The following is a 14,269-nucleotide window of genomic DNA, read 5'->3' as shown; positions in this document are numbered from 1 at the left end:
GGTGGAAGTCCTGCATTCCCTTGATTAATCCTTATCATTTTCTATCTTTCTAGTTGAATGAAGTAAGCTAGGAGGGCTGACTTACCTTACAAGTCAAAGAGGGATGGAAGAGAATACTTTCTATCCGAATTAAGGTGGTACCACGAGCTTTCGTCCTTTGTGATGAAAGCTCTTTTTATATTATCGTCAGTTATATATTACTAGAGGAGTCATACCGATTATGAAATTAAAAGAAACCTTGAATCTTGGGCAAACAAAATTCCCAATGAGAGCCGGTCTTCCAAATAAAGAACCAGAATGGCAAAAAGCTTGGGACCAAGCTGAGATTTATAAAAAGCGTCAAGAATTAAATGAAGGCAAACCATCTTTCCATTTGCATGATGGGCCTCCATATGCCAATGGAAATATCCACGTTGGACATGCCTTGAACAAGATTTCAAAAGATATTATTGTTCGTTCAAAATCAATGTCAGGTTTCCGTGCGCCTTACGTATCAGGTTGGGATACACATGGTCTTCCTATCGAGCAAGTTTTAGCTAAGCAAGGTGTCAAGCGTAAAGAAATGGATTTGGCTGAATACCTTAAGATGTGTCGTGACTATGCCCTTAGCCAGGTGGATAAGCAACGTGAAGATTTCAAACGTCTTGGTGTATCAGCTGATTGGGAAAATCCTTACATCACTTTGAAACCTGAGTACGAAGCAGATCAGATTCGTGTCTTTGGTGCTATGGCAGACAAAGGCTATATTTACCGTGGTGCTAAGCCTGTTTATTGGTCATGGTCATCAGAATCAGCTCTTGCCGAAGCTGAAATTGAGTATCATGATATTGATTCAACATCACTTTACTATGCCAACAAGGTCAAAGACGGTAAGGGTGTGCTTGATACAGATACTTATATCGTTGTTTGGACGACAACACCTTTTACAGTTACAGCCTCACGTGGTTTGACAGTTGGTCCAGACATGGAATATGTAGTAGTAACACCATCTGGCAGTGACCGTAAATACCTTCTTGCTGAAGCACTTGTGGATAGCCTAGCTGCTAAATTTGGCTGGGAAACTTTTGAAGTCCTTGCACATCACACAGGTAAGGAACTTGAGCAGATCGTGACAGAACACCCTTGGGATACTGAGGTTGATGAGTTAGTTATCCTTGGTGATCACGTTACAACTGATTCTGGTACAGGTATTGTCCATACAGCACCAGGTTTTGGTGAGGACGACTACAATGTCGGTATTGCCAATGGTCTAGAAGTAGCAGTGACTGTTGATAGCCGTGGTCTCATGATGGAAAATGCTGGTCCTGACTTCGAAGGTCAATTCTATGACAAGGTTACACCTATCGTTCAAGAAAAACTAGGAGACCTTCTTCTTGCTAGCGAAGTCATCAACCACTCATACCCATTTGACTGGCGTACGAAAAAACCAATCATCTGGCGTGCTGTCCCACAATGGTTTGCTTCAGTTTCACAATTCCGTCAAGAAATTCTTGATGAAATTGAAAAAACAAGTTTCCAACCAGAATGGGGTAAAAAACGTCTTTACAATATGATTCGTGACCGTGGTGACTGGGTCATTTCACGTCAACGTGCTTGGGGTGTTCCACTTCCAATCTTCTATGCTGAAGATGGCACGGCTATTTTGACTAAAGAAATCACAGACCATATTGCTGACCTCTTTGAAGAGCATGGATCAATCATCTGGTGGCAACGTGATGCTAAAGACCTTCTTCCTGAAGGATTTACACATCCAGGATCACCAAATGGTATCTTTGAGAAAGAAACAGACATCATGGACGTTTGGTTTGACTCTGGTTCATCTTGGAATGGTGTCATGAATGCTCGTGACAATCTTGGCTACCCTGCTGACCTTTACCTTGAAGGTTCAGACCAATACCGTGGTTGGTTCAACTCATCACTCATTACCTCAGTTGCCGTTAATGGTCATGCGCCATACAAATCAGTCTTATCACAAGGTTTTGTTCTTGATGGTAAGGGTGAGAAAATGTCTAAATCAAAAGGGAATATCATCTCACCAAACGATGTGGCCAAACAATACGGTGCAGAGATTCTTCGTCTATGGGTAACATCTGTTGATACTGACAATGATGTGCGTGTGTCAATGGATATTCTTGGACAAGTTTCTGAAACTTACCGTAAAATCCGTAACACGCTTCGTTTCTTGATTGCCAATACATCAGACTTTAACCCAGAGACAGATAAGATTGCCTACCAAGATCTTCGTCAGGTTGACCAATACATGACTGTTAAATTTAACCAATTGGTTGAGACAATCCTTGACGCTTACAACAACTATGATTTCATGGCAATCTATAAAGCAGTTGTCAATTTTATCACAGTTGATTTGTCAGCCTTCTATCTTGATTTTGCCAAAGATGTTGTTTATATCGAAGCAGCAGACAGCACTGTTCGTCGTCAAATGCAAACTGTCTTTTACGATATTTTAGTTAAAATCACTAAGCTCTTGACCCCAATCTTGCCTCACACGGCTGAAGAAATTTGGTCATATCTTGAGTTTGAGACAGAAGACTTTGTTCAATTATCAGAGATGCCTCAGGTAGAAACTTTTGATAATGCAGAAGTTCTTCTTGCTAACTGGGAGTCATTCATGGCCTTCCGTACACAGGCTCAAAAAGCTCTTGAAGAAGCTCGTAACGAAAAAGTGATTGGTAAATCACTGGAAGCACATTTGACAGTTTATGCATCAGCTGACGTTAAAGCTTTGCTTGAAGCCATCCAAAGTGATGTTGCACAACTTCTTATCGTGTCACAATTAACGGTGACAGAAGATACCGCACCTACAGAAGCAGTTAGCTTTGAAGATGTCGCCTTTACAGTAGTTGCTGCAGAAGGTGATGTTTGTGATCGTTGCCGTCGCGTTGATTTAACAACAGCAGACCATAGCTATAATGCTCATATCTGTGATCACTGTGCTGAAATTGTAGAAAACAATTTTGCTCAAGCAGTTACAGAAGGCTTTGAAGCAAAAGCTAAATAAACTAGTCTAGCTAGTTTGATTTAAGTGATAGAAAACCTCACTAGGAATGAATTTCCAGTGAGGTTTTTTGTGTTGAGTTCTATTAAGAGGATTTTAGAATCTATCTCTTTGAGACAATAAAAAAACAGCCTAAGAAAATTCTTAGACTGTTGTAGGGATAGAAATCTCAATCAAGTTAGCAGTATGCAATGTTTTAATTTGATTTTGAATAGTGATATCGTTGTTGATTTTTCGTTTTAAGAAAAATTCACGAATGGCATCTAGTTCATCCTCTTTGATCGCACGATGCTTGTTAGAGATGAGAAGCTCGTAGTGCTTAGGTGCCTGAGTAAAGACAACATCAGTGTTTCCAGCAGAATAGACTTCAACCAGAGTTGCATCGGTATTACGTAGTTGATTGCGAACCATTTCAGAATGGCTACTTGTTGTGTTAATAAGTCTCATAGGAACCTCCTGCTTATTCTTACCTTTATTATAACACTTATTTCAAAAAGCGGACGTGCTAAATGTCATTAGTGATGATTTTTTTGCCATTCTTGGATTCCCCATTTGTGACTTCCACGTTTGAGTTCATCAATAGCAGTGTGAATATCAAACCAAGCAAGGTGATTGAAATCCTCTAATGGTTTATCAATTTCTTTGAAACTAGTGACTTCATAAATATAGGCTGGGTTGTAGTAGTGGGTATCTCGGTGACTTGAATAGAAATACTCATCAGCTTGACCGTAGTAGTGACCGACCTGAGCTGTAAATCCTAATTCTTCGATTAGTTCACGTTCGAGTGCCTTCATATGGTCTTCGCCTGCTTCAATCTCACCACCTGGTAAGAACCATGCTCCGTTTGGTGCTTGCACCAAAATGATTTTATCTTTTTCAGGATTTGGGATAACTGCATAGACGCCGTAGCGGTTTTGATAATGGACCCCTTCTTCTTTATTGCCGAATGTTGGATTGGTCATAGTAGACTCCTTATTATGGTTTTTTAATGTGCTTATATTATACTAAAAAGTTATTTAAAGTTAAAGTCATAATTTTCCGAAAATTCAAGAATTACTAAAGGTAGTGGTTTACGAGATAAGGTATTGAAATGCTTCTAGGAATTTAGTAGTGTAACTGTTGAGTTATTAAAAGAGCAGTAGATTCATACAATCAGAGTGACTGTATGAACCTACTGCTCTTATTTTATTCATTAAACAGGTCAAGGCTATTTTCAATCAGATAGGATTAGTTTTCTTTGATTTCTTCTGAAACACTTGATGTTTCTGCCTTATAAGCTGATTTGATGATAATATTTCCATTAGAAGTCATAACAGCTTTGAGGTCTTTTTCGCTAGGGTGTTCTAGATAGTAGTCTGTGATAGCATCTTCGATGTGGTCTTGGATGGTACGACGAAGGGGACGAGCACCCATTTTTGGATCGTAGCCTAGATCAACCAGTTTTTCTTTCACTTTGTCAGTGACTGAAAGGTGAATACCGTTGTTGGCAAGGCGTTGGTTGACATTATCAAGCATGATATCAACGATAGAAAGAAGATTATCTTTACTGAGGGCTTGGAATTCGATGATACCGTCAAAGCGGTTCATAAATTCTGGGCTAAAGAAATCTCCTAACTGACCGAGGACAGAATTGGTACGCCCTTCTCGAGCAGCTCCAAAACCAACGGATGCTTCAACTTTACCAGTACCAGCATTAGAAGTCATGATGATAATGGTATCTTTAAAGCTGACTGTGCGACCTTGTCCATCTGTCAATCGACCATCGTCCAAAACTTGGAGGAACATATGCATGACATCTGGATGAGCTTTTTCAACCTCGTCAAGAAGAATGAGTGAGTAAGGATTGCGACGAACTTTTTCAGTTAGTTGTCCAGCTTCTTCGTAACCGACATAACCTGGAGGGGCACCGACCAATTTCGCGACAGCATGTTTCTCCATGTACTCAGACATATCGAAACGAATCATGCTATCGGCTGATCCGAAGAGTTCGATAGCCAGTTGTTTAGAGAGTTCGGTCTTACCAACTCCTGTAGGTCCGACAAAGAGGAAGCTACCGATTGGACGATTTGGGGCACCCAGTCCAACACGATTACGACGGATAGCTTTGGCAATTTTGTCAACAGCATCATCTTGTCCGATGACTTGTTTTTTGAGGTCGTCAGCTAGGTTAATGAGTTGTGATTGCTCTTTTTCTTTGAGGTCACCAACTGGAATATTGGTTTTTTGCTCAATAATCGCTTCGATGTGCTTTTCAGTGATGACTGGCATGTCTTGGTCAGTGATTTCCTGAGTTTGCATTTCTTTGTATTTAGCAATTTGGTCACGGAAGAAGGCAGCTTTTTCAAAGTCTTCATCACGTGTTGCTTGGGCTTTGAGGTTTTCAGCCTCAATCAAGCGTTTGTCTAGTTCTTTAGGATCGACAAAGTTGAGGGTCAAGTTCATCTTAGAACCTGCTTCGTCCAAGAGGTCGATAGCCTTATCAGGCAAGAAACGGTCTTGAATATAGCGGTTTGATAATTCTGCTGCAGCTTTGATAGCTTCGTCAGTATACTTGACATGGTGGTAGTCTTGGTATTTTGGCTGAATGCCGCGTAAAATCGTAATGGTTTCTTCAACACTTGGTTCATCAACCTTGACAGGCTGCATACGACGTTCCAGGGCTGCATCTTTTTCGATGATACGGTACTCATTGAGTGTTGTGGCACCGACCAGTTGTAATTCACCGCGTGCGAGGGCTGGTTTGAGGATATTACCAGCATCCATGTTGCCGTCACCTGCATTACCAGCACCAACGATTTCATGGATTTCATCAATGAAGAGTATGACGTCTTGACGTTGACGGATTTCTTCCATGAGTTTTTGCATGCGTTCTTCGAATTGGCCACGAATGCCAGTTCCTTGAACCAGACTGACAACATCTAGGCGAATAACTTGTTTACTCTGTAGTTTCTGAGGCACGTTACCATCGACAATCTTTTGGGCTAGGCCTTCAACAACGGCAGTTTTACCAACCCCAGGTTCGCCGATAAGAACAGGATTGTTCTTAGTACGGCGGTTGAGGATTTCGATGACACGGATAATTTCTTCGTCACGTCCGATAACAGGGTCAATATCACCTTTACGCGCAATATCTGTCACGTTGATTCCGAATTCTTCCAGAAGTCCTTGCGGTTGTTGCTGCTGAGGTCTTGTTCCTTGAGGTCCACGATTGTTATTACCAGCGCCACCGTTATTTCCTCCATTACCACCAGACTGTGTTTTAGGAGCATTTGGGAGGTCGCCACTGAAGGCGCGGAAGTTGTTTAAATCACCAAAGAAGTCATCGAAAAGATTTGATGATTGGTTGGTAATACTGCCAATAGCAGAGCTAGGATCAGTTTTCATAATTTGATAGCAGTTTTGGCAGAGATCAATCTGTTTTTGTTGTCCATTAACATTAGTATAAAGATGAATACTAGATTCATTGAGATTACAATTTTGACATAGCATAGTTGGTTACCTTTTCCTTTCACAAAAATGATATAAAAGGACAGGGCTAGGTAAGAAAGCCCAATCTTCTTTAAGTAGCAATTACTTCTAATAATCTATTTGTATAAAAATCATCTTATAGAAGTAAAAGACTGTGTCGTTGTGTCAATAAAGTCAGCTATTGACCATTATCAAAACAATCGTGTAGTAGAAATTATTTTAGTTTTGGGACCAGTCATCTTATTTTGATCAAAGGTCAAAAATGGTCAAGACTTTATGCCCTTATTATAGCACTCTCGCTCTACATTGCAAGTAAAAAGTGTTTGTTTTTAGCAGTCTATAAAAGAGAGTGCTAAAAAAGAGTTTTTGAATAAAAATAAAATAAATAATAAAAATATTGACATATATGTATAAATATACTATCATATTACCAAAAGATAGATATAAAAGAGGAAAAGAGTATGGTAAATAAAGCATCATTTTTAAAAGAAATAGATTTTAGCAAAGCAGAGTTGATGGAACTTATCGACTTGTCCATTCAGTTTAAGGGGCTTAAAGAAAAGAGAATTAGTCACAAGTACTTGGAGGGGCTTAATATAGCGCTTATTTTTGAAAAAGCCTCAACTCGGACACGTTCGGCTTTTACCGTTGCTGGACAAGATTTAGGGATGAATGTGACCTATCTAGGATCTGGGGAGATTCAGCTGGGTAAGAAAGAGTCTGTTGAGGATACTGCCAAGGTTCTAGGGTCTATGTTTGATGGTATTGAATACCGTGGTTTTAAGCAAGAGGATGTGGAAACCCTTTCTAAGTACTCGGGTGTTCCTGTCTGGAACGGTTTGACAGATACTTGGCATCCGACTCAGATGATTGCAGATTTTATGACATTGAAGGAGCACTTTGGGACTTTGGAAGGTCTTAGTATTGCTTATATTGGTGATGGACGCAATAATATGGCCAATTCACTTTTAGTAACTTCGGCTATTTTGGGTGTCAATGTGACGATCATCTCGCCTAAGACTCTGCAGCCAGAACAGGAAATTATTGATTTGGCCCATGCCCATAATACTGGTGCCATCTTGACTATCACAGATGATGTCAATGCTGTCGCTGGAGTAGATATGATTTACACAGATGTCTGGGTATCCATGGGAGAAGAAGTGGATTTTAAAGAGAGAATTGATTTGCTATTACCTTATCAGATTAACAGCGATTTGCTTGCTAAAACAGGTAATGATCAGGTTATTGTGATGCATTGCCTGCCTGCTTTTCATGATTTAAATACTGAGATTGGTCGAGATATTTATGAGCAATACGGGCTATCTGAACTTGAAATCACAGATGAGGTCTTTCAAAAATACAGTACAACTATTTTCCAAGAAGCTGAAAATCGTATGCATTCTATCAAAGCTATCATGTACCGTAGCTTAAAAAGACTCTAATAGTTAGCCTTTTTGACTATAAATAAGGGTTTGTCTTGTTTGTTTGCTGGGTTTTATGTTAAAATAGGGGTAACGAATAAACAAATAGGAGAATCTATTCATGGAATCACATTTGGTGAGAATCATCAACCGTCTTGAATTGATGGCAACTGATGACAATAATTTAAAACGTAATTTTGAACGTGAGGGTGTTGTTGTGGCAGAAGTGTCATTTAGCAACGATCCTGAAAATGGTCCAGTTTTCACATTGCGTGATGTTGAGGCTCGTGAGTCATACTCATTTGACAGCATTGACTTGATCGCTATGGAAATCTACGATCTTTTGTACTAATATGATGACGAATAAAGCTGGGTCAAGGTACCTAGCTTTATTTTTATACCTGTCTGCTAGTAAGATAAGGATAAACAATCTGATTTTTGAGGATACATGGGTGTATTATACATTAAGAAGGGGAAATACGGTTTAATAAAGGAGTTTTCTTGTATGTTTATACGACTTGTGGTATAATATCTCTCATATGAATTTTGTAAATAGGAGTTAGTAATGGATTTTTCATTCTTGTCCAAATATTGGGCTTACTTTAACTATGGCGTGATGGTGACCATCATGATTTCAGTATGTGTGGTCTTGTTTGGTACGATCATTGGTATCTTAGTAGCCCTAGCTAAACGTTCTAATATCAAGCCTCTTGAGTGGTTGGTTAGTCTGTATGTTTGGATTTTTAGGGGAACACCTATGGTGGTTCAAATCATGATTGCCTTCACTTGGATGCAATTTAGTGGCTTACCAACCATTAGTTTTGGTGTTTTGGACATTGACTTGACACGTGTTGTTCCTGGTATTATCATTATTTCTTTGAATAGTGGTGCCTACATTTCAGAAATTGTACGTGCCGGTATTGAGGCTGTTCCAAAGGGTCAAATGGAAGCTGCGTATTCATTGGGGATTAAACCTGTGAATGCCATGCGTTATGTCATCCTTCCACAAGCGATTAAAAATATCTTACCTGCTTTGGGAAATGAATTTATCACGATTATCAAGGATAGTTCGCTTCTGCAAACAATTGGTGTAATGGAGTTGTGGAATGGAGCTCAGTCGGTTGCAACAGCAACTTATATTCCAGTAGAACCTCTTTTGTTTGCAGCATTCTACTATCTCATGGTTACAAGTGCAATGTCTTGGCTCTTAAAATTTTTCGAGTCTAAGATGGCTAAAGGAGGTCACGCTTAATGACGCAAGCGATTATTTCAATTAAAAATCTTCATAAATATTTTGGGAAAAATGAAGTTTTAAAAGGGGTTAACTTGGATATTATGCCAGGTGAAGTGGTTGTAGTGATTGGTCCGTCAGGATCTGGGAAATCAACCTTCCTACGTTCTCTTAACCTTCTTGAAGTTCCAACTAAGGGAACGGTAACCTTTGAAGGTGTTGATATCACTGATAAGAAAAATGATGTGTTTAAGATGCGTGAAAAGATGGGGATGGTATTCCAACAGTTTAACCTCTTTCCAAATATGAGTGTTCTTGATAACATCACTTTATCACCGATTAAGACAAAAGGAATCTCTAAAGCTGATGCTGAAAAGAAAGCCTATAACCTGTTGGAAAAAGTCGGCTTGAAAGAAAAAGCGACTGCCTTTCCTCCAAGTCTATCAGGTGGTCAGCAACAACGTATTGCGATTGCTCGTGGTTTAGCGATGGATCCAGATGTTCTGCTCTTTGATGAACCAACGTCTGCTCTTGACCCTGAGATGGTTGGAGAGGTACTTGCTGTTATGCAGGATCTTGCTAAATCTGGTATGACAATGGTTATCGTTACCCATGAAATGGGATTTGCGCGTGAGGTTGCAGATCGTGTTATTTTCATGGATGGTGGTGTTGTTGTTGAAGATGGTAGCCCAGAAGAGGTTTTTGGTAATACCAAAGAAGAACGTACGAAAGACTTCTTGTCTAAAGTCTTGTAATCTTACACGATATAAATCTGAGCTCTTGAGATGAGGCCTTGTTTAGGCTTCGTTTCAAGAGCTTTTTATAATGATTCTAAGAAAAACAAAAATAACTGAATATTCCTTTAGTTTACGGTTTTTATAATATTCTGTGATAAAATGTAGCTATCTGATATAGAGAAGAGGTTAGGAAAATGCTGTTAAGCGATACTGTTTTAGGAAAAAGTTATCGGATTATCGGAATTGATCTCCCAAGTGACAGTCGGAGACATCTGGCCAATATTGGGCTAAAAGAAGGAGAATTACTTCAATTAGTCAGTATGACGAAAACAGGAGGCATCATCATGTTAAAATCACACCGATTGGCTTTTGATGATTCTATTCTGACCAGGGTTGATGTTCAGGAAGTTTCAGGTAGTGATGTGAGACTGGCTTTATCAGAAATAGCTGTTGGCTCCTCTGCTTATATTGACAATATCTTTGCAACTAAGGAAACGAAAAGACGGCTGATGGATATGGGCTTGACAAAGAGGACTAAGGTGTATGTTCGTAAAGTGGCTCCTTTAGGAGATCCTATCGAGCTTTGCTTGAGGGGATATGAGTTGACGATACGACGTTCAGAAGCGCAATTGATTAGTGTGATTCCACTAGAGGAGGTAAGGTAATGGAGATAGCTTTAATCGGAAATCCAAATAGTGGTAAGACGAGTGTCTTTAATCTGTTGACAGGAGCTAATCAACGTGTCGGTAACTGGCCTGGTGTCACTGTTGAGCGAAAGATGGGTTATGTCAAGTTTGATAAGACTATAAAACTGCAGGATTTGCCAGGGATTTATTCCTTATCTCCCTACACTCCTGAGGAGCAGGTGGCAAGGGATTACTTAGTGACCCAAGAGGCAGATGTGATTTTAAATATCATTGATGTTACTAATCTTGAGCGAAATTTATATTTGACAACACAGCTCTTAGATCTGGGAATACCAGTTGTCCTAGCTTTGAACATGAGTGATGTTTTAGAAAGTCAAGGACGTAAAATCCGACTGGATAAACTGTCCTACCTAATGGGAACACCTGTGGTAGCAACCAGTGCCTTAAAAAATACAGGGTTAACAAAGGCGATTCAAGTGGCTAAAAAAGAGGCTGGCTCTAGGAGTGACCGAAGTGAGTCGGTTGTTTACGATAACCGATTAGAAGCAGCGATTTCTCAGATTAGTGACTTAATCTTTGGCCTGGTTCCTTCGTCTGCTCAGCGTTTCTATGCGATAAAACTGTTTGAAAAAGACCCACTGATTTGGCAAGAGTTGACCTTATCAGACTATCAAAAGAATGAGATAACTGAAATTATCGAGCTGACCGAAGGTGTTTTTACCGATGATTCTGAAAGTATTGTCATCAATGAGCGTTACCTTTTTATCGAAAAAGTTGCCAAGGAGGTGCAGAGTTCATCCGATGAACTTAGAATGACTTTGTCAGATCAGATTGATAAGATTGTTACCAATCGTTTTTTGGCTCTTCCTATTTTTGCCTTAGCCATGTTTATTGTTTATTTTTTAGCGATACAAACAGTGGGTACTTTTTGGACAGATTGGGTTAATGATGTCTTGTTTGGTCAGTATATCCCCAAAATAGCTCAAGACTTTTTGAACTGGTTACAGGTTGCTGGCTGGCTACGCTCACTAATTATCGATGGAGTCATAGCAGGCGTGGGGACTGTACTAGGATTTCTGCCTCAAATTTTTGTTCTTTTCACTTGTCTGGGAATATTAGAGGATATTGGCTATATGAGTCGGATTGCTTTCATTATGGATCGTCTTTTTAGAAGATTTGGCCTATCCGGAAAATCCTTTATCCCAATGTTGATTGCGACAGGGTGCGGTGTTCCAGCGATTATGTCGAGTCGAACCATTGAAAATGAGAGAGATCGTAGAATCACAATTATGACAGCTACCTTTATGCCATGTTCGGCCAAGCTGGAAATTATTGCGCTGATTACAGGAGCTTTTTTCCCAGAAAATCCATTCGTTGCTCCGTCGACGTATTTTATCGGCTTGATCACTATTGTCTTGTCAGGAATTGCCTTGAAAAAGACATCGTTTTTAGGAGGTTACACCAGTCCTTTTATTATGGAATTGCCAACCTATCATTTCCCTAAACTGCAGACGGTTTTGACTTATGCTATGCGAAAGGCACTTAGTTTTGTTAAGCGTGCGGGAACTATTATTTTTAGTTTGACAGTCTTGATTTGGTTTTTATCGTCCTACAATTGGCAGCTGCAACAAGTGGATACCGACCAGAGCCTTTTGGCTGGCTTTGGGCATTTGATAGCCCCTATCTTTTCTCCTGTCGGCTTTGGAAACTGGAAGGCGACTGTTGCTGCTGTTACAGGGTTGGCGGCCAAAGAAACCGTTGTAGCTACTTTTGGTATTCTTTATCATAATAATAGCCAATCTGGTCTTTGGAAGGCTTTGGAGCTGGACTATAGTTCACTAGCAGCCTATTCATTTTTGATTTTTAATTTGATTTGTGCCCCTTGTTTTGCAGCTATTGGAGCTATCAAAAGAGAGATGAATCACTTGGCTTGGACCGTGGGAGCCATCGTCTTTCAGACTGGCTTAGCCTATGGGATTAGTTTTATGATTTATCAATTTGGTCTTGTCTTAGGTTATGGCAAACCAATAACAGTTGAGACGTTTTTGGCGCTTTTATTGGTCCTTATCTTCTGTTATTTTATTTTCAGAAGACCGAAAGCAAGTCGGCAAGAAGTGATTAGTCTATCGACTTTAGGTGAATTGAGCAAGGAGGTTTAGTATGTCAACGTTTATTATTTTTGGCTTGATTTTAGTTTTGGTATTTATCTCATTGAGAAGTTTCATAAAGGGAAAAGGCTCCTGTGGGGACTGTGATTGTGCGTGTCCAATCAAGGATAAGATGTCTCACTCCGAGACAAATCATCGGGGGTGACTAGCTATGGAGTATCGAAACCAGGTGTTTTTTGATATAATATGAGCAGTGCTAATCGTTTTAGGAGGATACAAATGGTTCAAGTAATTGATGGAAAAGCTTTGGCGGCCAAGATGCAAGGACAACTTGCTGAGAAAGTCATCAAACTTAAAGAAAAAGAGTGGGTAGTTCCAGGTCTTGTTGTTATTTTGGTAGGGGACAATCCAGCTAGTCAGGTTTATGTTCGCAATAAAGAGCGCGCTGCCACTAAAGCTGGTTTTAAAAGTGAGACAGTCCGTCTCTCAGAAAGTATCAGCGAAGAAGAATTGATTGAAGTTATTGAACAATACAATCAAGATGATCTTTTTCATGGCATTTTAGTTCAGTTACCACTTCCAAAGCATATCAATGAAATGAAAATTTTATTGGCGATTGATCCCAAAAAAGATGTGGATGGTTTTCATCCAATGAATACTGGTAACCTGTGGAATGGACGTCCGCAGATGGTACCTTGTACACCAGCAGGGATTATGGAGATGTTGCATGATTATAATGTTGAGCTAGAAGGAAAGACAGCTGTCATTATTGGACGATCTAATATCGTCGGCAAGCCTATGGCACAACTACTTTTGGACAAAAATGCTACGGTAACATTGACACACTCGCGTACACCAAATCTTGCCCAAGTTTGTAAACAAGCAGATATTCTTATTGTGGCTATTGGTCGAGCTAACTTTGTTACTGCAGACTATGTGAAGGATGGAGCAGTTGTTATTGATGTCGGAATCAACCGTGATCAAGACGGTAAGCTAGTTGGAGATGTCGATTATGAACAAGTAGCGGCTCAAGCAGGCATGATTACACCTGTACCAGGTGGTGTTGGTCCGATGACGATTACCATGCTGCTTGAACAGACCTATCAGGCAGCTCTTAGAAGTGCTAAGGCAGATCGCTGATGGAAGCATTTGACCTTGTTCGTAGAGTTGTTGTTGAGCGTCAAAAAGAAAGTCATAAAGGAAGCTACGGTAGGGTCATGCTGGTAGGAGGTTTTTATCCCTATGGGGGTGCCATTATCATGTCGGCACTTGCCTGTGTGCATAGCGGGGCGGGCCTTGTTACAGTAGCGACAGAGCAGGATAATATCACTGCCCTACACAGCCATCTTCCAGAGGCTATGGCCTTTGATGTTGTCGATCAAGATCTCCTTTTGGAGAATATCGCTAAGGCAGATGTGATTTTGATAGGACCGGGCTTAGGTGAAAATAGCAGAGCCAGTTCAGTATTTGAAACGGTACTAAGTGAGATAGGACCGAAAACAGCATTAGTGATTGATGGCTCTGCTCTTAATCTGCTAGCGAAGCGACAAAAACATACTAAGATTAGTAGTGAGGAAATCTCTGACGGGAGAGAGTACTCACTACTTTTTCTTTGTGTTAAAGTAGAGGTGTCCTGTTAAG

Annotated in this window: 12 protein-coding genes and 1 pseudogene; 10 read left to right on the top strand and 3 right to left on the bottom strand. The window is 40.1% G+C overall.

What is annotated here, in order from left to right; all coding sequences use genetic code 11:
- Positions 1-220: 220 nt before the first annotated feature.
- Positions 221-3,019: an isoleucine--tRNA ligase gene (ileS, locus tag JOC31_RS00965; RefSeq protein ID WP_205016355.1), complete on the top strand. Its 2,799-nt coding sequence runs from the start codon at positions 221-223 to the stop codon at positions 3,017-3,019.
- 141 nt (positions 3,020-3,160) lie between these two features.
- On the opposite strand, the gene JOC31_RS00960 is transcribed toward ileS, so the two are convergent.
- From JOC31_RS00960 to JOC31_RS00950, 3 genes are all read right to left on the bottom strand, one after another.
- The gene (locus tag JOC31_RS00960) at positions 3,161-3,463 is read right to left on the bottom strand and encodes a DUF1827 family protein (RefSeq protein WP_205016354.1); all 303 of its coding nucleotides are present in this window, start codon (positions 3,461-3,463) and stop codon (positions 3,161-3,163) included.
- A gap of 68 nt (positions 3,464-3,531) precedes the next feature.
- On the bottom strand, positions 3,532-3,978 hold the full coding sequence (locus JOC31_RS00955) for an NUDIX hydrolase (protein WP_205016353.1): 447 nt from the start codon (positions 3,976-3,978) through the stop codon (positions 3,532-3,534).
- Between the two features lie 265 nt (positions 3,979-4,243).
- Positions 4,244-6,505 (bottom strand): ATP-dependent Clp protease ATP-binding subunit, encoded by a 2,262-nt coding sequence (locus JOC31_RS00950; RefSeq protein WP_205016352.1) that lies wholly within the window; start codon positions 6,503-6,505, stop codon positions 4,244-4,246.
- A 440-nt stretch (positions 6,506-6,945) separates the two neighbouring features.
- On the opposite strand from JOC31_RS00950, the gene argF reads away from it, so the two are divergent.
- The 9 genes and pseudogenes from argF to JOC31_RS00905 form a co-directional block, all read left to right on the top strand.
- On the top strand, positions 6,946-7,926 hold the full coding sequence (argF, locus tag JOC31_RS00945; RefSeq protein WP_205016351.1) for an ornithine carbamoyltransferase: 981 nt from the start codon (positions 6,946-6,948) through the stop codon (positions 7,924-7,926).
- A 100-nt stretch (positions 7,927-8,026) separates the two neighbouring features.
- The gene (locus tag JOC31_RS00940; protein WP_205016350.1) at positions 8,027-8,257 is read left to right on the top strand and encodes a DUF1797 family protein; all 231 of its coding nucleotides are present in this window, start codon (positions 8,027-8,029) and stop codon (positions 8,255-8,257) included.
- Positions 8,258-8,470: 213 nt separating this feature from the next.
- On the top strand, positions 8,471-9,157 hold the full coding sequence (locus JOC31_RS00935) for an amino acid ABC transporter permease (protein WP_205016349.1): 687 nt from the start codon (positions 8,471-8,473) through the stop codon (positions 9,155-9,157).
- A complete protein-coding gene (locus JOC31_RS00930; protein WP_205016348.1) occupies positions 9,157-9,891 on the top strand; it encodes an amino acid ABC transporter ATP-binding protein in 735 nt (244 codons plus the stop codon). The genes JOC31_RS00935 and JOC31_RS00930 overlap by 1 nt, the downstream gene beginning before the upstream one ends.
- A gap of 176 nt (positions 9,892-10,067) precedes the next feature.
- Complete coding sequence (locus JOC31_RS00925; protein ID WP_205016347.1) at positions 10,068-10,538, top strand: ferrous iron transport protein A; 471 nt, start codon at positions 10,068-10,070, stop codon at positions 10,536-10,538.
- On the top strand, positions 10,538-12,679 hold the full coding sequence (gene feoB, locus JOC31_RS00920) for a ferrous iron transport protein B (RefSeq protein WP_205016346.1): 2,142 nt from the start codon (positions 10,538-10,540) through the stop codon (positions 12,677-12,679). The genes JOC31_RS00925 and feoB overlap by 1 nt, the downstream gene beginning before the upstream one ends.
- Position 12,680: 1 nt before the next feature.
- On the top strand, positions 12,681-12,833 hold the full coding sequence (locus JOC31_RS00915; RefSeq protein WP_205016345.1) for a FeoB-associated Cys-rich membrane protein: 153 nt from the start codon (positions 12,681-12,683) through the stop codon (positions 12,831-12,833).
- 74 nt (positions 12,834-12,907) lie between these two features.
- Complete coding sequence (locus JOC31_RS00910; protein WP_205016344.1) at positions 12,908-13,768, top strand: bifunctional methylenetetrahydrofolate dehydrogenase/methenyltetrahydrofolate cyclohydrolase; 861 nt, start codon at positions 12,908-12,910, stop codon at positions 13,766-13,768.
- Positions 13,768-14,187: pseudogene (locus JOC31_RS00905) on the top strand (ADP-dependent NAD(P)H-hydrate dehydratase); the annotation flags it as partial. The gene JOC31_RS00910 and the pseudogene JOC31_RS00905, both read left to right, overlap by 1 nt.
- Positions 14,188-14,269 lie beyond the last annotated feature (82 nt).

It is taken from the genome of Streptococcus saliviloxodontae, assembly GCF_016908655.1.
Lineage (GTDB): Bacteria > Bacillota > Bacilli > Lactobacillales > Streptococcaceae > Streptococcus > Streptococcus saliviloxodontae.
The sequence above is the reverse complement of the archived record's forward strand: the minus strand, read 5'-3'. Positions and strand labels throughout refer to the sequence as shown.

Excerpts from the sequence above, each read along its gene's own strand:
- argF (WP_205016351.1), top strand. The coding sequence starts at position 6,946 with ATGGTAAATAAAGCATCATTTTTAAAAGAAATAGATTTTAGCAAAGCA.
- JOC31_RS00955 (WP_205016353.1), bottom strand. The coding sequence starts at position 3,978 with ATGACCAATCCAACATTCGGCAATAAAGAAGAAGGGGTCCATTATCAA.
- JOC31_RS00950 (WP_205016352.1), bottom strand. The coding sequence starts at position 6,505 with ATGCTATGTCAAAATTGTAATCTCAATGAATCTAGTATTCATCTTTAT.
- JOC31_RS00910 (WP_205016344.1), top strand. The coding sequence starts at position 12,908 with ATGGTTCAAGTAATTGATGGAAAAGCTTTGGCGGCCAAGATGCAAGGA.
- JOC31_RS00960 (WP_205016354.1), bottom strand. The coding sequence starts at position 3,463 with ATGAGACTTATTAACACAACAAGTAGCCATTCTGAAATGGTTCGCAAT.
- JOC31_RS00915 (WP_205016345.1), top strand. The coding sequence starts at position 12,681 with ATGTCAACGTTTATTATTTTTGGCTTGATTTTAGTTTTGGTATTTATC.
- JOC31_RS00925 (WP_205016347.1), top strand. The coding sequence starts at position 10,068 with ATGCTGTTAAGCGATACTGTTTTAGGAAAAAGTTATCGGATTATCGGA.
- ileS (WP_205016355.1), top strand. The coding sequence starts at position 221 with ATGAAATTAAAAGAAACCTTGAATCTTGGGCAAACAAAATTCCCAATG.
- JOC31_RS00940 (WP_205016350.1), top strand. The coding sequence starts at position 8,027 with ATGGAATCACATTTGGTGAGAATCATCAACCGTCTTGAATTGATGGCA.
- feoB (WP_205016346.1), top strand. The coding sequence starts at position 10,538 with ATGGAGATAGCTTTAATCGGAAATCCAAATAGTGGTAAGACGAGTGTC.
- JOC31_RS00935 (WP_205016349.1), top strand. The coding sequence starts at position 8,471 with ATGGATTTTTCATTCTTGTCCAAATATTGGGCTTACTTTAACTATGGC.
- JOC31_RS00930 (WP_205016348.1), top strand. The coding sequence starts at position 9,157 with ATGACGCAAGCGATTATTTCAATTAAAAATCTTCATAAATATTTTGGG.